Below are 17,601 nucleotides of genomic sequence, written 5' to 3' on the forward strand. Positions count from 1 at the left end.
ACGGGGAACATCCAGCCATGCACGGCGACCTCTCACGCATCACCTTCCGGCCGGCGAAGGGCTATTCCGCCGTCCTCGCCCAGCAGGGACGCGTCCAGCTCGACGCCGACGCCAACGAACAGGCGGCCATCCAGCTCCACCAGGCCCGGACCACCGCCGCCGACCTCATCGGCCCGCACGGCGGCCCGGCGGCCGCCAACGGCTTCGGGATCACCTACCTCCCGGGCGACAACGAACTCGACGACCTGGCCATCGGCGGCGGCCGCTACTACGTCGACGGCATCCTCCTCGACGCCGACCGGCCCGCGCCCGGTGTCCCCGCCGAGACCGACGCCGGCACGGCCGCCGCGGAGCCGGATCCGTCCGCGTGGTCCTACTGGGACCAGCCCGACGCCTACCGCGACCGGGAGAAGCCGGCGGACCGGCTGCCCACGAGCTTTCCCTATCTCGTCTACCTCAAGGTCTGGGAGCGCAGCGTCACCGCGGCCGAGGACCCCGAGATCCGTGAAGTGGCCCTCGGCGCGGCGCTCCCCGACACCGCCGCCCGGGTCAAGACCGTCTGGCAGGTGCTGGCCGTGCCGGGCTCCCAGCTGGGCGAGGTCAAGGCGGACACCGACTCCCGACGCAAGGCCTTCGCCGACTGGGCGGCCCAGCAGGACGCCGTCGGCGGGCGGCTTGCGGTGCGCAGCGAGCGCCCGGCCCGAACGGACGAGGAGCCGTGCCTGGTCAGCCCCGACGCCCGCTACCGGGGCCCGGAGAACCAGCTCTACCGCGTCGAGATCCACCGCGGTGGCCCCGTGAAGGACAAGGACGGCGCCACCTTCAAGTGGTCCCGGGAGAACGGCTCCGTCGTCTTCCCCATCGACTCCCTCAACGGCAGCTGGGCCGAGCTGTCCACCCTCGGCGCCGACGACAAGCTCGACCTCAACGCCGGGGACTGGGTGGAGGTGCTCGACTCCGCCTACGTCAGCCGCGGTGAGCCCGCCCCCCTTCTCCAGGTCGAGGAGATCGACCTCCCCGGCCGTCGCGTCCGGCTCTCCGGCGAGCCCCAGCCCGGCATCGGACGCCTCGCCGAACGCCACCCGTGCCTGCGCCGCTGGGATCAGCGCGGCAGGCTCACCGCGGGCTCGGTGCGCGTCCAGGAAGGCGTCTGGCTCGACATCGAGGACGGCGTCCAGGTGTGGTTCGAGCCCGGCGGCACCTACCGTCCCGGCGACTACTGGACCGTCCCCGCCCGCGCCGTCACCGGCACCGTGGAGTGGCCCCGCAGCGCTGCCGGCGAGCCGCTGCTGCAACGCCCGGCCGGCATCGCCCACCACTATGCCCCGCTCGCCTGGATCGGCGGCAAGTCGACGCGCTCCCAGGAAGACCTGCGGCTTGCCTTCGGCCCCCTCGCCGGCCCGGTCAACGCCGCCAAGTAGTCGCGGATCGAAAGGTACTCACCGATGTCGAAGCCGCTGTCCGCCGACGGCCTGCTCAAAGCGCTCCGTGCCGAGGGACTCACCGTCGTCGAGCACCGCACCTGGCGCACCCACAACCGCAACAGCAAAGGCGCCTGGGGACCCGCCAACGGCGTCATGATCCACCACACCGTCACCAAGGGCACCAGGAACTCCGTCGAGCTCTGCTACAACGGCCGTTCCGACCTGCCCGGACCCCTGTGCCACGGCGTCATCGCCAAGGACGGCACCGTCTATCTGGTCGGAAACGGCCGCGCCAACCACGCCGGTCTCGGCGACGACGACGTCCTGCGCTCCGTGGTCAACCAGTCGGCGCTGCCACCCGACAACGAGGCCAACACCGACGGCAACGCCCACTTCTACGGTTTCGAGTGCGTCAACCTGGGCGACGGCAAGGACCCCTGGCCGGCGGCGCAGCTCACCGCCATCGAGAAGGCCTCTGCCGCCCTCTGCCGCGCCCATGGCTGGAGCGAGGAATCCGTCATCGGCCATCTCGAATGGCAGCCCGGCAAGATCGACCCCAAGGGCTTCACCATGTCCGCCATGCGCAAGCGCGTCAAAGCCCGCCTCGCCGCCAAGCCCACGACCCCCGCCGCCCCCAAGCCCGGAAAGCCCAAGTACGAGCCCTTCCCCGGCGCCGACTTCTTCAAGACCGGCCGCCGCAGCTCCGTCATAACCGCCATGGGCAAGCGCCTCGTCGCCGAGAACTGCGGCCGCTACGAGGTCGGCCCCGGCCCCGCCTGGTCCGAAGCAGACCGCAAGTCCTACGCCGCCTGGCAGCGCAAGCTCGGCTACTCAGGCACCGCCGCCGACGGCACCCCCGGCAGGACCAGCTGGGACAGGCTCCACGTCCCCAACGTCTAGGACCCTGAGCCGCCGCCCGCCCTGGCGTCCTCCTCGGCCGTCGGGGCGACCGCGGCGGGGCCGACCGCTGAGGGGTGGTCCAGGCGGCTGGGCCACCACACTCGGTGCCGCAGATCGAGGGTGATCGCGGAGACGAGAACGGACCGGACGATGAAGGTGTCCAGGAGCACGCCGAAGGCGACGGCGAAGCCGATTTCGGCGAAGCCGACGATGGGGAGGGTGGCGAGCGCGGCGAAGGTGCCCGCGAGGACGAGGCCGGCGGAGGTGATGACGCCGCCGGTGGCGGCGAGGCCGGTGAGGGTGCCCTGGCGGGTGCCGGAGTGGGCGGTCTCCTCGCGGATGCGGGTCATGAGGAAGATGTTGTAGTCGATGCCGAGGGCGACGAGGAAGACGAAGACGAAGAGCGGGAAGGCGGTGTCCTCGCCCTCGAAGCCGAAGATGTGGCGGAAGGCGAGCGCGCTGACGCCGAGTGCGGCGGCAAACGAGAGCACGACGGTGCCGATGAGCACCAGCGGGGCGACCAGGGCGCGCAGCAGGATGCCGAGGATGATCAGGACGACGACGAGGATCAGCGGGATGAGCAGCTCGCTGTCGCGCTGGGCCGCGCGATTGGCGTCGAGAATCGTCGCCGTGCCGCCGCCGACCTTGGCATCGGCGCCGGGGATGGCGTGCAGCGTGTCGCGGGCCCGGTCGACGGTGTCCTTGGCGGCCTGGCTGTCGGGGGCGGCCGTGGTGGTGCCCTCCAGGTAGACGAGGCCGTTCTTCTGCGCCGGGGCCCCGGCCGGGACGCCGACGGAGCCGGGGGCGATGCCCTTGACGGAGGCGAAGGCGGCCTCGACCTGGCCCGTGGCGGAGGCCTTGGCGATGACGACCAGAGGCTGGCCGGCGCCCGCGGCGAAGTACCGGGCCTGGACCTCCTGCCCGGTCACGGAGTCCGGCTTGCCGGTGAAGCTCTCCGCGTTGGTCAGGCCGGCCGCCTTGAGGCTGATCAGGCCGAGCGACAGGACGGCCAGAATCAGCGCCGTCGTCACCCACACCGTGCGTGGCCTGCGGTCGATGCGCTGCCCGATCCGCGACCACAGGCCCGTACGCGTGGGCTCGGCGGAGCCGACGTGGGGGATCGTGGGCCAGAACACCCAGCGCCCGGAGATGACCAGCAGCGCGGGGAAGAGCGTCATCATCGCGGTCACGCCGATGGTGATGCCGATGGCGGCGACCGGGCCGAGCCCGGAGGTGGAGTTCATCTCGGCGAAGAGCAGGCAGAGCATGCTGACCGCGACGGTGGCCGCGCTGGCGAGGATGGCGGGCCCGGCGCGGTGCAAGGCCAGGGCCATCGCCTCGTGGCGGTCCTCGTGGCGGCGCAGCTCCTCGCGGTAGCGGGCGATGAGCAGCAGCGCGTAGTCCGTGCCGGCTCCGAAGACCAGCACGGTCAGGATCCCGGCGCTCTGGGCGTTGACGACCAGGCCGGCGTGGGTGGCCAGCAGGTAGATGGCGGCCTGGGCGGTGAAGAGGGCGCCGATGACCGACAGCACGGGCACGAGCAGCAGGGTGATGCTGCGGTAGGTGAGCAGCAGGATGAGGACGACCACGGCGAGCGCGGAGTACAGCAGGGTGCCGTCGATGCCGGAGAAGGCGTCGGCCGAGTCGGAGGAGAACCCGCCGGGGCCGGTGATGTGGACTTCGAGGCCGGCCGTGTCCTGGGTGACGACGCCCCGGATGTCCTTGACCGCGTCCGCGATGCCGTTCCAGCCGCCCTCGTCGACGCTGATGGGGACGATGAGCTGGGCGGCGCGCGGGTCGGCGGGACGGTCGTAGGCGGGGCCCAGGGTGCGGGTGCCGAAGATGCCGTGCCGGGTCATGGCCTTGATGCCGGCGGCGTCCGCCTGGATCTTCGTACGGTCCGCCTGCGTAAGCCCGTCCGGCCGGGCGTAGATCACGACGGCGGGGGCGGTGTCGGGCAGGAACTCCTTCTGCAGATTCAGGACCTGCGTGGATTCCGCGCTGCCCGGCAGCCACGAGGACGCGTCGTTCTGCTCGGCGTCCGTGAGCTTCTGGGCCAGTGGCGCCACGGCCACCAGCAGGATGAGCCACAGCACGAGAACGACCCACTTGCTGCGTTTTCCGCACACAAGAAGGGCCAGCTTGCCAGATGTGCCCGGAGCCATCGCGTCAGCCACCTCCGCCTGTCCAAGGCGTCCCCCGAGGAGTGCAAATGTCTCCGGTCAGCATCCCATGGGAAGCCGGTCGCCGCAGCGCGATTACGGACCTCGCCCGGTACCCGGTCCAGTACCCGGCCCGGAGGACATAAGAGGGGGCCGGCACCGCCATACTGGAGGCATGGCCGTGCAGATCAACCCCAGCATCCTGTCCGCCGACTTCGCGCGTCTCGCCGAGGAAGCGCGGGCGGTCGAGGGCGCCGACTGGCTCCACGTCGACGTGATGGACAACCACTTCGTCCCCAACCTCACCCTCGGGGTCCCGGTCGTCGAATCGCTGAGCAGGGCGACCGACACCCCGCTCGACCTCCACCTCATGATCGAGGACCCGGACCGCTGGGCCCCGGCGTACATCGAGGCGGGCGCGGGGTCCGTCACCTTCCACGTCGAGGCGGCCGCCGCCCCGGTCCGGCTCGCCCGCGAGATCCGGGCCAAGGGCGCCAGGGCGTCCATGGCGCTGAAGCCGGCCACCCCGATCGAGCCGTACGAGGACCTGCTGCCCGAGCTCGACATGCTGCTGATCATGACCGTCGAGCCCGGCTTCGGCGGACAGGCCTTCCTCGACATCATGCTGCCCAAGATCCGCCGTGCCCGCCGGCTGATCGACCGGCACGGGCTCCAGATGTGGCTCCAGGTGGACGGCGGGGTGTCCGCGGCCACCATCGAGCGCTGCGCCGAGGCCGGCGCCGATGTGTTCGTGGCGGGCTCGGCCGTATACAGCGCGGAGGACCCGGCGGAGGCCGTACGCAACCTGCGCAAGCAGGCCACGGCCGCCTGCGCCCACTGAACCGGGCGGACCGGGCCTACGTGTCCGTAACTTCGCGCGATCGTGCGAGGATGAGCGCGGAGCCGATCAGATGGGCAAACGGGAGAGCGACGTGACCACAGGCCGCACGCAGGTGCGCATGGGCCCAGGAGAGATGGTCCAGGCGGCAGCGATGGCTCGCCGCTTCTATCTCGAAGGGAAGTCCAAGATCCAGATCGCCGAGGAGTTCGGCGTGAGCCGCTTCAAGGTGGCCCGGGTCCTGGAGACCGCCCTCGAACGCGATCTCGTACGCATCGAGATCCGCGTCCCCGCCGAGCTGGACGCCGAACGTTCCGACGCGCTCCGCGCCCGCTACGGCCTCCGCCACGCCGTCGTCGTGGAGTCCCCGGCCGACGAGAGTGACGGCCCCGACCCCGAGAACCTCGGCGCGGTGGCCGCAGACCTGCTGGGCGAGCTGGTCAGCGAGGGCGACGTCCTGGGCCTGGCCTGGGGCCGCTCCATCATCACCATGGCCAACGCGCTGGACCGCCTCCCGCCCTGCACCGTCGTCCAGCTCACCGGCGTGTACGACGCCGGCACCGCCGACCGCGGCTCCGTCGAGGCCGTCCGCACCGCCGCCGCCGTCTCCGGCGGCGAGGCTCACCCGATGTACGCCCCGATGGTGCTCGGCGACCCGGCCACGGCGGCGGCGCTGCGCGCGCAGAGCGGCATCGCGGCCGCCATGAGCTACTTCGACAAGGTCACCGTCGCCGTCGTCTCCGTCGGCTCCTGGGAGGCGGGCATCTCCACGGTGCACGACGCGCTCACCGACAAGGAGCGCGAGCACTACGCCTCCCTCGGCGTCGCCGCCGAGATGTCCTCCCACCTCTTCGACGCCTCCGGCCGCCGCGTGGGCCGTGACCTGGGCGAACGCTGCATCACCATCGAGGCCGACCGCCTCCGCCGCATCCCCGAGGTCCTCGCCATCGCGGGCGGCCTGCGCAAGGCGGCCGCCGTCGACGCCGTTCTGCGGTCCGGACTGGTCACCAGTATCGTCACTGACACCGCGGCAGCGGATTACCTTCTGCATTCCACCGATCCGCTGCCGCGGCCCGCGCTGGACCGCGCGGACCCCGACGGGTCGTAACGGCCGCACCGCCTGGGCCTGTGGGAGCATCGCCGCATGCTCCCAAGGCCCGTTCTGGGCGCGCTGCTGGCGTGCCTGATGCTGCTGCTCGGCGGCTGCACCGCCTCGGGCGGCGGCACCTCCGCCACGTCAACGGTCGCCCAGGCGCAACTGCCCGCCGAGGCCCAGGACACCCTCAAGCTGATCGACGCGGGCGGCCCCTTCCCGTACGCCAAGGACGGCACCGTCTTCGGCAACTTCGAGGGCCTGCTGCCCAGCCGGCGGCGCGGCTACTACCACGAGTACACCGTGCCCACGCCGGGGGAGAGCGACCGCGGCGCCCGTCGCATCATCACCGGGCAGGGCGGGGAGTTCTACTACACCGACGATCACTACGCGAGCTTCAGGGCGGTACTGCGATGACCGGGCACGACTGGCGCACGGACGTGCTCGACCTCGCCGGGGTCACCGACAAGGAGGCCTTCATGGACCGCTGCGCGAGCGGGCTGCGGCTGCCGGAGTACTTCGGGCGCAACTGGGACGCGCTGGACGAGTGCCTGGGCGACCCGAGCTGGTGGCCGGAGCAGGACGCCGCCGGGTGGCGGGTGAGCGTACGCGGGTGGCAGGAGTACGCCGCGCGGCACCCGCACGACTGGACGATCGCGGAGCAGATCTTCGCGGACGCCATGAGCGGGTCGGGGGAGGGGACGCCGCCCGTCGAGATCGTCCTGGAGTGATTGGAGGAAGCCACAAAGAGAAGGCCGCAGCCCAGGACGTTCGGTTGGGGGCGGCCGTGGCCCAGCCATGCAAAACTGAGGTACGTGCGTTTCCTCAATGATGTAAAGCCGCCGTACGACCTCACCTACGACGACGTCTTCATGGTGCCCAGCCGTTCCGCGGTCGGGTCCCGTCAGGCCGTGGACCTCGCGTCCCCCGACGGGACCGGCACCACCATCCCGCTCGTGGTCGCCAACATGACCGCCATCGCGGGCCGCCGGATGGCCGAGACCGTCGCCCGTCGCGGGGGCCTGGTGGTCATCCCCCAGGACATCCCGATCGATGTGATCGCCGAGGTGGTCGGCTGGGTCAAGTCCCGCCACCTGGTCCTGGACACCCCGATCACCCTCGCCCCCACCGCCACGGTCGCCGACGCGCTGTCCCTGCTGCCCAAGCGGGCGCACGGCGCGGTCGTGGTCGTCGAGGAGGAGCGCCCGGTCGGCATCGTCACCGAGCACGACCTCAGCGGCGTGGACCGTTTCACGCAGCTGTCCGAGGTCATGTCCCGCGACCTGCTGCTCCTGGACGCCGGCATAGACCCCCGCGAAGCCTTCAACCGCCTTGAGGACGCGCACCGCAAGCTCGCCCCCGCCGTGGACGGCGACGGGAAGCTGGCCGGCATCCTCACCCGCAAGGCCGCGCTGCGCGCGACGCTCTACGCCCCCGCCGTCGACCGGAACGGCCGCCTGCGCATCGCGGCCGCCGTTGGCATCAACGGCGACGTGGCGGGCAAGGCCAAGCAGCTGCTGGACGCGGGCGTCGACACCCTGGTCGTCGACACCGCCCACGGCCACCAGGAGTCGATGATCGCCGCGGTGCGCGCGGTGCGCGGTCTGGACCCGCAGGTGCCGATCGTGGCGGGCAACATCGTCGCGGCGGAGGGCGTACGCGACCTCATCGAGGCCGGCGCGGACATCATCAAGGTCGGCGTCGGACCGGGCGCGATGTGCACCACGCGCATGATGACCGGCGTGGGCCGCCCGCAGTTCTCCGCCGTCATGGAGTGCGCGGCGGAGGCGCGGAAGTACGGCAAGCACGTGTGGGCCGACGGCGGCGTCCGCCACCCGCGCGATGTAGCGATGGCGCTCGCCGCGGGCGCGTCGAACGTCATGGTCGGCTCGTGGTTCGCCGGTACGTACGAGTCCCCGGGCGACCTCCAGCAGACCGCCGACGGCCGCCTGTACAAGGAGAGCTTCGGCATGGCCTCGGCCCGCGCCGTACGCAACCGTACGAGCGAGGAGTCCGCGTACGACCGCGCGCGCAAGGCGCTGTTCGAGGAGGGCATCTCCACCTCGCGGATGTTCCTGGACCCGGCCCGCCCGGGGGTCGAGGACCTGATCGACTCGATCATGGCGGGGGTGCGCAGCTCCTGCACGTACGCGGGCGCGGCCTCGCTCGCGGAGTTCGCGGAGAAGGCCGTGGTCGGCATCCAGAGCGCCGCCGGATACGCCGAGGGCAAGCCGCTGCACGCCAGCTGGCAGTGAGCGCCGTGTTCTACTTCCCTCTGTGCCACTGAACGATCTCGACGAACGCATCGTCCACGCCCTCGCCGAGGACGCCCGCCGCTCCTACGCGGACATCGGCGCCGAGGTGGGCCTGTCGGCGCCGGCCGTGAAACGCCGGGTCGACCGGCTGCGGGCGGTCGGCGCGATCACCGGCTTCACGGTACGGGTGGACCCGGCGGCGCTCGGCTGGGAGACGGAGGCGCTCGTCGAGCTGTACTGCCGCCACAACACGTCGCCGGAGGACATCCGGCGCGGCCTGGCGCGCTACCCGGAGGTGGCGTCCGCCTCGACCGTCACCGGTGAGGCGGACGCCGTCGTCCAGGTCTTCGCCTCCGACGTGCGGCACTTCGAGCGCGTGCTGGAGCGGATCGCGGGGGAGCCGTTCGTGGAGCGTACGAAGTCGGTGCTGGTGCTGTCGCCGCTGCTGAGGCGGTACACGTCCGGGTCTCCGACGTAGTCCGGCGTAGTCCGGCGTAGGACGCAACAAATCGCCGCTCGGCACCGGAAAGACGCAACAGATCGGTCATTGGTCCGCAATGTCCGCGTCTTGTCCGGGGGAGACCGTGAAACGTACCGTTTCCAGTGCCCCCCGAACACCCGGACGACCCGCGAGGATCCATGACGCCGCCGCTGCGCACCGCCCTGCTCCAGAGCTCCGGAAAGCTCAGCGACGTCGAGCAGAACATCGAGATCCTGGACGACGCCTCCCGCCGGGCGGCGCAGGCCGGGGCCGGCCTGCTGATCGCCCCTGAGATGTTCCTGACCGGGTACGCGATCGGGGACGACGTGCACCGCCTCGCCGAGCCCGCCGACGGGCCGAGCGCGCGGCGCCTGGGAGCCGTCGCCGCGCGGCACGGGATCGCGCTGGCCTACGGCTATCCGGAGCGCGGCACCGCGGGCGAGACGTACAACGCCGTCCAGCTGATCGGCCCCGACGGGCTGCCGCTGGCGAACTACCGCAAGACCCACCTCTTCGGCGACTTCGAGCGTGCGTACTTCACCCCGGGGGAAACCCCGGTGGTCCAGGCGGAGCTGCAGGGTCTCAGGCTCGGCTTCCTCATCTGCTACGACGTGGAATTCCCGGAAAACGTGCGTGCGCATGCCGTCGCGGGGACCGACCTGCTGGTCGTGCCGACGGCGCAGATGCAGCCCTTTGAATTCGTGGCCGAGAGCGTCGTCCCGACGCGGGCCTTCGAGAGCCAGCTGTACGTCGCCTACGTCAACCGGATCGGCACAGAGGGCGAGTTCGACTTCGTCGGGCTGAGCTGCCTGGCCGGGCCGGACGGAATCGCGCATGCGCGCGCCGCCAGGGGCGAGGAGCTGCTGCTCGCCGACGCCGACCCGGAGCTGCTGCGCGCGTCGCGCGCGGCGAACCCGTACCTGGCCGACCGCCGGCCCGAGCTGTACTGACCCACCTTTTTCGTTTCGCTAGGAGCACCACCCCCATGACGTCCGTGCCCACCGCCGTCCACGACGAGCAGCACGAGCAGGCCCAGGCCGCCCCGCCCATCACCATGTTCGGGCCGGACTTCCCGTACGCGTACGACGACTTCCTGGCCCATCCGGCGGGCCTGGGCTCCGTACCGGCGGCCGCGCTCGGCACCGAGGTCGCGGTGATCGGCGGCGGCCTGAGCGGCATCGTCGCCGCGTACGAGCTGATGAAGATGGGCCTGAAGCCCGTCGTCTACGAGGCCGACCGGATCGGCGGCCGCCTGCGCACCGTCGGGTTCGAGGGCTGCGACGAGAATCTGACGGCCGAGATGGGCGCGATGCGCTTCCCGCCCTCTTCGACCGCCTTCTGGCACTACGTCGACCTGGTCGGCCTGGAGACCAGGCCGTTCCCGAACCCGCTGGCGCCGGGCACCCCCTCGACCGTGGTCGACCTCAAGGGCGAGACGCACTACGCCACCTGCGTGGACGAGCTGCCCGAGGTCTACCACCAGGTCATGCACGCCTGGAACGCCTGTCTGGAGGAGGGCGCGGACTTCTCCGACATGCAGCTCGCCCTGCGCATGCGCGACATCCCCCGGATCCGGGAGATCTGGTCCCGGCTGGTCGAGAGACTGGACAACCAGACCTTCTACGGCTTCCTCTGCGACTCCCCGTCCTTCAGGTCCTTCCGGCACCGCGAGATCTTCGGCCAGGTCGGCTTCGGCACCGGCGGCTGGGACACCGACTTCCCCAACTCCATCCTGGAGATCCTCCGCGTCGTCTACACCGGCGCCGACGACGACCACCACGGCATCGTCGGCGGCAGCCAGCAGCTTCCGCTGCGGCTGTGGGAGCGCGAGCCCGACAAGACCGTCCACTGGGCCTGCGGAACCTCGCTGAAGTCCCTGCACGGCGGCGCCCCGCGCCCCGCCGTCACCCGGCTGCACCGCACGGCGGGCAACCGCATCACGGTGACGGACGCGACGGGGGACATCCGTACGTACGCCGCCGCGGTCTTCACCGCGCAGAGCTGGATGCTGCTCAGCAAGATCGCCTGTGACGAGTCGCTCTTCCCGATCGACCACTGGACGGCGATCGAGCGCACGCACTACATGGAGTCCAGCAAGCTCTTCGTGCCCGTCGACCGGCCCTTCTGGCTGGACAAGGCCGTCGACGACATGGGAAACCAGACGGGCCGGGACGTGATGAGCATGACGCTCACCGACCGGATGACCCGGGGCACGTACCTGCTGGACGACGGCCCGGACCGGCCCGCCGTCATCTGCCTCTCCTACACCTGGTGCGACGACAGCCTCAAGTGGCTGCCGCTGAGCGCCGGTGAGCGGATGGAGGTCATGCTCAAGTCGCTCGGCGAGATCTATCCCAACGTCGACATCCGGCGGCACATCATCGGCAACCCGGTCACCGTGTCCTGGGAGAACGAGCCCTACTTCATGGGTGCCTTCAAGGCCAACCTGCCCGGCCACTACCGCTACCAGCGGCGGCTGTTCACCCACTTCATGCAGGACGGGCTCCCGGAGGACAAGCGCGGGATCTTCCTCGCCGGCGACGACATCTCCTGGACGGCGGGCTGGGCCGAGGGCGCCGTGCAGACCGCGCTCAACGCCGTGTGGGGCGTCATGCACCACCTCGGCGGCGGCACGGACCCGGCGAACCCGGGCCCGGGCGACCTGTACGACGAGATCGCCCCCGTCGCGCTCGACGAGGACTGACCGGCGCAGGGCGATCAGCGGTCGAGGGGCGTCAGCAGGAAGCGGCCGATCAGCCCGACCCCCGTGTCGAGCTTCTCGGTGAACTCCTCGTACATCTCCGGCAGCCCGCGCAGCGACCACAGCACCCGCGAAGCGGCCCACGCGGCGTCCCGGGCGCGGTCCAGGCTCCACGCTCCGGCGAGGTGGGTGAGGGGGTCGGCGATGTCGAGGAGGTCGGGGCCCGGCATCAGCTCCTCGCGTACGCGCTCCTCGATGGCGGTGAGGAGCTCGCCGACGCGGTCGAAGTCCCGCTCCAGGGACGGCGGTTCGCGGTCGAGAGCGCGGGCCGCGTCGACCACGGCCAGGGCGAGGTCGTGGCCGACATGGGCGTTGATACCGGCCAGGGCGAACTGCAGGGGGCGGATGCCCCGGTGGTGGCGCAGCTGCAGCAGGGGGCGCCAGCAGGCGGGGGCGTCGCGCGGGCCGGCCGTGACGGCGGCCAGGTAGCGGGCGGCGAAGCGGGTGCCCAGCTCGGCGGCGCCGGCCGGGTCGGCGAAGGCGCGGGTGGCGATGCGCCGGCGCAGTTCCTCGGTGACGGTGAGGTAGACGCGGTTGAAGACGGCGACGCCGTCGCGAGGCGGGAGGGCCGCGTCGAGGGCGCGCATGCGCGCCACGACGTCGTCCACATCGTTCACTTCCATTGCCCGCGTCGTCATGCGCCCAGAGTCGCAGGCGATTTGTCGATTCGGCGGTCGCGCGCCGTGGCATCCCCGATACGGGTGAAACGATCGTTCAACCGGTCGGACCGGGGCGGGAAGGACCTGCCGATCAGGGGACCAGCACGCCCTGGATACCGGCGCACCGCCGCGCGATGCTGGAGACGTGGACCTCGACCTGGACCGAGTCGGACTCGCCGACTTCCTCCGCCGCAGCCGTGCCCGCCTCGTCCCCATGGACGTGGGCCTCACCGAGGGCACCCGGCGGCGCACGCCGGGGCTGCGCCGGGAGGAGGTCGCCCAGCTGGCCGGGATGTCCGTGGACTACTACACGCGGCTGGAGCAGTCGCGCGGCCCGCGCCCCTCCCGGCAGATCCTCACCGCCCTGGCCCGGGCCCTGCGGCTCACCGACGACACCCGGGACCACCTCTTCCACCTCGCCGGCGAGGAACCGCCGCGCGGCGGGCACGGCACCGGTCACGTGCGGCCCGGTCTGCTGCTGGTGCTCTACCGGCTGGAGGACACTCCGGCCCAGGTGGTCAGCGACTTCGGCGACGTCCTCGCCCAGAACTTCATGGCTGCCGCCCTGTTCGGCGACATCTCGGCCCGGCCGCAGGCGCAGCGCAACATTGTCCGGAAGTTCTTCACCGACCCAGGCAGCCGCGCCCTCTTCCCGTCCGAGGACCGCGCGGAGCACGCCCGTATCCACGTGGCGAACCTGCGCGCCCTGCTCGCCGCCCGCCCCGACGATCCGCGCCCCGCCTCGCTCGTCGTCGAACTACGCGCGAGGAGCGAGGAGTTCGCCCGGTTGTGGGACACCCCCGAGGTCGCCGTGCGGGGGTCCGGCGTCAAACGTGTCCGGCACCCGGTCGTCGGCGACCTGGAGCTGGACTGCGAGGTGCTGCTCAGCGCCGAGCACGACCAGCGGCTGATCCTGCACACCGCCCGCCCCGGCAGCGAGTCGTACGAGCGGCTCCGCCTGCTGCGCGTCGTGGGCCTGCAGGATCTGACGCCGACCGGCTAGGCCTTGTCCGGGGTGCCCGCCGTCGGACGCAGCACACCCGCACCGAGCACCAGGCCGGCGGCCAGGGCGGTGACCAGGCCGAAGGAGACCGTGAGCGAGGTGGCCTGGGCGATGGAACCGATCGCGGCGGGCGCGACGAGGCCCGAGGTGTAGGTGACCGTGGCGACGCCCGCGATGGCCTGGCTCGGCACCGGCCCGGCGCGCCCGGCGGCGGCGAAGCACAGCGGCACGACGACGGCGACCCCGACGCCGATCAGCGCGAATCCGGCGATCGCGGCGAACTGCGAGGCGGATGTCACCACCAGCACGCCCCCGGCGGTGGCGAGCAGGCCGCCGGCCCGCACCGTACGGACCGGGCCGAAGCGGCGTACGACCAGGTCGCCGGCGAGCCGGGAGGCGGCCATCATGCAGGCGAAGGCCGTGTAGGAGGCGGCGGCCGTGCCGTGCGAGGCATGGGCGATGTCGCGGAGGTAGACGGCGCTCCAGTCCATGCTGGCGCCCTCCGCGAAGACCGCGCAGAAGCCTACGGCGCCGATGACCAGCGCGGCCTTCGGCGGGAAGGAGAAGCGGGCCGGCACGGCCTCCTCCGGCGCGGGCCGGATGTCCAGGACGCCCCGGCAGGCGTACGCGCCCAGCGCGACCAGGACCAGGGCCATCGCCGACAGGTGCAGGCGCGCGTCGAGGTCGGCATGCGCGGCGAGAACGCCCACCAGCGAGCCGAGGAGCGTACCGACGCTCCACATGCCGTGCAGGCCGGACATGATCGACCGGCCGAGCCGCTCCTCCACCTCGACGCCCTGCGCGTTCATGACCACGTCGGCCATGCCCGCGCTGCCGCCGTACACGAACATCGCCAGGCACAGCCCCACCAGCCCGGGCGCCAGCGGCGGCAGCGCCAGCGACGCGCACCACAGGGCCAGCAGCACGCGCAGCGCGGTGCGCATGCCGAGCCGGTGGACGATGCGCGCGGCGAGCGGCATCGCCACGGAGGCGCCGAGCGCGGCGAACATCAGGGCGAAGCCGAGCTGCCCGGTGCCGATGCCCTGGTGCTCCTGGATCCACGGGATACGGGTGGCGAAGCTGCCGGCGACCGCGCCGTGCACGGCGAAGACCGCGGCGACCGCGCGGTGCGCCCTGCGCACGCGCGGGTCGGCCTTCGTCACCGTCGCCCTGTCCGCCTTGGCCGAGATTGTCATCGTGGATCCCCTCCCCGGAATCGCCTGCTCTGACGCCGCCGCGAAGCGGTCTGATGCGCGCATAAACTATCAGGCAGGCTCCCTGATAGATACCCGTCGGGGACTTGGACGGTTACGTCATGGAAGGATCCAGCCATGACCGCCACGCCTTACTCCGGCCGGACCGCCTCACCGCGTACGGCACGTGCGATCAACGACCGGCTGGCGCTCGAACTCCTGCAGAGCGAGGGCCCGCTGACAGCCACTCAGCTCAAGGAGCTGACCGGTCTGTCCCGCCCCAGCGTCGCCGACCTGGTCGAGCGCCTCGGCGCAGCCGGGCTGATCCACGTCGTCGGCGAGTCCGGCGCGGAGCGCCGCGGCCCCAACGCGCGGGTGTACGGGATCGTCGCCGACCGGGCCCACCTCGCGGCGGTCGACGTGCGCACCCACAGCGTCGCCATCGAGGTCGCCGACCTGCTGGGCCGCACCATCGGCCGGGCCGCCCTGCCGGTCGACCCGCAGGGGGACCCCCGGCGCACGGTCAAGCGTTCGGTCGCCCTGCTGGAGCGCACCGCCAGGGAGGCCGGGGCCACCGCCCTGCACACCGTCGCCGTGGGCGCGCCCGGCCTCGTCGACCCCGCGACGGGCGAACTGCGCGCGACGGGCCAGCTGCCCGTGTGGCACTCCGCGCTGGTCGCCGAGCTGCGGCAGCGGATCGGCATACCGGTGCTGCTGGACAACGAGGTCAATCTCGCCGCCGTCGCCGAGCAGCGGCTCGGCGCCGTCCGCGACCGGGACACCTTCGTCCTTCTCTGGCTGGGACATGGGGTCGGCGCGGCCGTCGTCCTCGACGGCGTCCTGCGCAGGGGCGCCTCCGGCGGCGCCGGGGAGATCGGCTTCCTGCCCGTCCCCGGCACCTTCCAGCTGCCCACCGCCTCCCTGTGCGAGGGCGGCTTCCACTCACTCGCCGGCAGCGCGGCGGTGTGCGCCCTCGCCCGTGCGCACCACCTGCCGGTCATGGGGGAGGACGACGATGCCGCCGCCGCGGAAGCCGTGGTGGCCCTCGCCCGCGCGGGCGACAAGCACGGCGAGGTCTTCCTCGACGCCCTCGCCGCCCGCATCGCCATCGGCGCGGCCGCCGTCTGCGCCGTCCTCGACCCCGGCTGCGTCGTCCTGGCCGGCGAGGTCGGCCGGGCCGGTGGCGAGGCGCTCGCCACCCGCGTCGCGGAGGGCCTGGCCCGGATGACGCCGCTGCCCACCGAGGTCCGCGCCGGGGCCGTCGAGGGCAGCGCGGTCCTGCGCGGGGCAGTCCTGACCGCGATGGACGCCGCGCAGAACCGGCTGTTCGCCCCGGAAACCCAGTGACCCTGTGAGCCAGCCCACAGGGATCCGGATGCATACGCATCGATCGTCCGTGGCAGACTGTTGTCCGTACCAGTGACGTTTAGCGCACTCCGGGGTCGGTGAAAGTCCGAACCGGCGGTTACAGTCCGCGACCCGTCCGCATCCAGCGGCCGGTTGACCAGGTGAAATTCCTGGACCGACGGTTAAAGTCCGGATGGGAGGCAGTGCGCGGCGGCCAGAGCACCGGTACGCCGCCGTCGGTGGCCCGCTGTACGCACCCCGCGTACACGAGGCTCCGTCCGACCCCGGCGTTCCCCCGTGCCCAGCGTCCGCTCATGTCCCGTAACACGCCCCGGAGTCCGTGCCCGAAGAGGCAAGGAGAACCCGGTGGCCACCGCCACGCAAGCCGGCGAAGCCCGCAGAGCCCGTGAAGACGCGAGTATGCGCCGGGCGATCGCGCTCGCGGCCCGCGGACTCGGCTCCACCAGCCCCAACCCCGTCGTCGGCTGCGTCATTCTCGACGCCGCCGGACAGGTCGCCGGCGAAGGCTGGCACCAGCGGGCCGGCGGCCCGCACGCCGAGATCCACGCCCTGCGCGCGGCGGGCGAAGCCGCCCGTGGCGGCACCGCTCTGGTCACCCTCGAACCCTGCAACCACACCGGCCGCACCGGCCCCTGCGCGCAGGCGCTCATCGAGGCCGGAATCGCCCGCGTCGTGTACGCCGTCGCCGACCCCACCCCCGACGCCAACGGCGGCGCGGCCACCCTGGCCGCCGCCGGAGTCACCGCCGAGGCCGGCCTGCTCGCCGACGAGGCCGCCCTCGGCAACGAGGCCTGGCTGACCTCCGTACGGCTGCGCCGCCCCTTCGTGCTCTGGAAGTACGCGAGCACCCTCGACGGCCGCATCGCCGCCGCCGACGGCACCAGCCGCTGGATCAGCTCCCCGCAGTCCCGCGCCGACGTCCACCGGCTGCGCGCGCATGCGGACGCGGTCGTCGTCGGCTCCGGCACCCTGCGGGCCGACGACCCGCAACTGGCCGTACGCGACGTCGAGGGCGAGATCACCCAGCCGCTGCGGGTGGTCGTCGACACCGAGGCCCGGACCATGCCGCGCGCCCGCGTTCTCGACGGCACCGCCCCCACCCTCATCGCCGTCGCGCAGGACGCGAGCACCCTGCACCTGCCGGGCGTCGACATCGCCAGACTGCCCCGCGCCCAGGGCGGAATCGCCGTTCACGCCCTGCTCACCGAGCTGTACGGCCGTGGCGTGCGCTCCGTCCTCCTCGAAGGCGGCCCGACCCTGGCCGGCGCCTTCGTCGAGGTGGGCGCAGTCGACAAGGTCGTCGGCTACCTCGCCCCCGCACTGCTCGGCGCCGGACCCGCGGCCCTGGGCGACGCCGGAATCACGAACATCGGCCGGGCGTTGCGGCTCGATGTCGCCGACGTCACCCGCATCGGCCCCGACGTGCGCATCACCGCTTACCCAAGCCGTCCCGAGGAGAACTGA

Annotated in this window: 16 protein-coding genes and 1 riboswitch; of the genes, 13 read left to right on the forward strand and 3 right to left on the reverse strand. The window is 72.2% G+C overall.

Annotated elements, in window-relative coordinates; all coding sequences use genetic code 11:
• Positions 1-17: 17 nt before the first annotated feature.
• Both OG607_RS39475 and OG607_RS39480 read left to right on the forward strand, forming a co-directional pair.
• Entirely contained in the window at positions 18-1,421 is a 1,404-nt protein-coding gene (locus tag OG607_RS39475; protein ID WP_405734220.1) for a DUF6519 domain-containing protein, read from the forward strand.
• Positions 1,422-1,445: 24 nt separating this feature from the next.
• Positions 1,446-2,324: a peptidoglycan-binding protein gene (locus OG607_RS39480; protein ID WP_405734222.1), complete on the forward strand. Its 879-nt coding sequence runs from the start codon at positions 1,446-1,448 to the stop codon at positions 2,322-2,324.
• Here OG607_RS39480 and OG607_RS39485 read toward each other — a convergent pair.
• Positions 2,321-4,489: an MMPL family transporter gene (locus OG607_RS39485; protein WP_405734224.1), complete on the reverse strand. Its 2,169-nt coding sequence runs from the start codon at positions 4,487-4,489 to the stop codon at positions 2,321-2,323. The two genes, OG607_RS39480 and OG607_RS39485, sit on opposite strands and share 4 nt — an antisense overlap.
• Positions 4,490-4,661: 172 nt before the next feature.
• On the opposite strand from OG607_RS39485, the gene rpe reads away from it, so the two are divergent.
• The 8 genes from rpe (at position 4,662) to OG607_RS39525 (ending at position 11,857) form a co-directional block, all read left to right on the forward strand.
• On the forward strand, positions 4,662-5,327 hold the full coding sequence (gene rpe, locus OG607_RS39490) for a ribulose-phosphate 3-epimerase (RefSeq protein WP_405734226.1): 666 nt from the start codon (positions 4,662-4,664) through the stop codon (positions 5,325-5,327).
• A 70-nt stretch (positions 5,328-5,397) separates the two neighbouring features.
• Positions 5,398-6,432, forward strand: coding sequence for a sugar-binding transcriptional regulator (locus OG607_RS39495; RefSeq protein WP_405734228.1), 1,035 nt, complete (start codon positions 5,398-5,400; stop codon positions 6,430-6,432).
• Between the two features lie 36 nt (positions 6,433-6,468).
• Positions 6,469-6,834: a ribonuclease domain-containing protein gene (locus tag OG607_RS39500; RefSeq protein WP_405734230.1), complete on the forward strand. Its 366-nt coding sequence runs from the start codon at positions 6,469-6,471 to the stop codon at positions 6,832-6,834.
• Positions 6,831-7,148 carry a barstar family protein gene (locus OG607_RS39505; RefSeq protein WP_405734232.1) on the forward strand — a complete coding sequence of 106 codons (318 nt, stop codon included), beginning with the start codon at positions 6,831-6,833 and terminating at the stop codon, positions 7,146-7,148. Before OG607_RS39500 ends, OG607_RS39505 begins: the two co-directional genes overlap by 4 nt.
• 75 nt (positions 7,149-7,223) lie before the next feature.
• The gene (locus OG607_RS39510) at positions 7,224-8,672 is read left to right on the forward strand and encodes a GuaB1 family IMP dehydrogenase-related protein (RefSeq protein ID WP_405737354.1); all 1,449 of its coding nucleotides are present in this window, start codon (positions 7,224-7,226) and stop codon (positions 8,670-8,672) included.
• A 22-nt stretch (positions 8,673-8,694) separates the two neighbouring features.
• Positions 8,695-9,150 (forward strand): Lrp/AsnC family transcriptional regulator, encoded by a 456-nt coding sequence (locus OG607_RS39515; RefSeq protein ID WP_405734234.1) that lies wholly within the window; start codon positions 8,695-8,697, stop codon positions 9,148-9,150.
• Positions 9,151-9,311: 161 nt separating this feature from the next.
• The gene (locus OG607_RS39520; RefSeq protein WP_405734236.1) at positions 9,312-10,103 is read left to right on the forward strand and encodes a carbon-nitrogen hydrolase family protein; all 792 of its coding nucleotides are present in this window, start codon (positions 9,312-9,314) and stop codon (positions 10,101-10,103) included.
• A gap of 35 nt (positions 10,104-10,138) precedes the next feature.
• A complete protein-coding gene (locus OG607_RS39525) occupies positions 10,139-11,857 on the forward strand; it encodes a flavin monoamine oxidase family protein (RefSeq protein WP_405734238.1) in 1,719 nt (572 codons plus the stop codon).
• Positions 11,858-11,871: 14 nt separating this feature from the next.
• On the opposite strand, the gene OG607_RS39530 is transcribed toward OG607_RS39525, so the two are convergent.
• Positions 11,872-12,552 (reverse strand): DUF5995 family protein, encoded by a 681-nt coding sequence (locus tag OG607_RS39530; RefSeq protein ID WP_405734240.1) that lies wholly within the window; start codon positions 12,550-12,552, stop codon positions 11,872-11,874.
• 178 nt (positions 12,553-12,730) lie between these two features.
• Here OG607_RS39530 and OG607_RS39535 point away from each other — a divergent pair, with 178 nt between their 5' ends.
• On the forward strand, positions 12,731-13,576 hold the full coding sequence (locus OG607_RS39535; RefSeq protein ID WP_405737356.1) for a helix-turn-helix transcriptional regulator: 846 nt from the start codon (positions 12,731-12,733) through the stop codon (positions 13,574-13,576).
• Here the strand turns inward: OG607_RS39535 and OG607_RS39540 are convergent.
• A complete protein-coding gene (locus OG607_RS39540) occupies positions 13,573-14,772 on the reverse strand; it encodes an MFS transporter (protein WP_405734242.1) in 1,200 nt (399 codons plus the stop codon). The genes OG607_RS39535 and OG607_RS39540 overlap by 4 nt on opposite strands.
• A gap of 135 nt (positions 14,773-14,907) precedes the next feature.
• On the opposite strand from OG607_RS39540, the gene OG607_RS39545 reads away from it, so the two are divergent.
• Both OG607_RS39545 and ribD read left to right on the forward strand, forming a co-directional pair.
• Positions 14,908-16,116 (forward strand): ROK family transcriptional regulator, encoded by a 1,209-nt coding sequence (locus tag OG607_RS39545; protein ID WP_405734244.1) that lies wholly within the window; start codon positions 14,908-14,910, stop codon positions 16,114-16,116.
• An 80-nt stretch (positions 16,117-16,196) separates the two neighbouring features.
• A riboswitch (FMN riboswitch) is annotated at positions 16,197-16,327 on the forward strand.
• Between the two features lie 209 nt (positions 16,328-16,536).
• Positions 16,537-17,601, forward strand: a complete 1,065-nt coding sequence (gene ribD / locus OG607_RS39550; protein ID WP_405737359.1) for a bifunctional diaminohydroxyphosphoribosylaminopyrimidine deaminase/5-amino-6-(5-phosphoribosylamino)uracil reductase RibD — start codon at positions 16,537-16,539, stop codon at positions 17,599-17,601.

It is taken from the genome of Streptomyces sp. NBC_01537, from assembly GCF_045040445.1.
GTDB lineage: Bacteria > Actinomycetota > Actinomycetes > Streptomycetales > Streptomycetaceae > Actinacidiphila.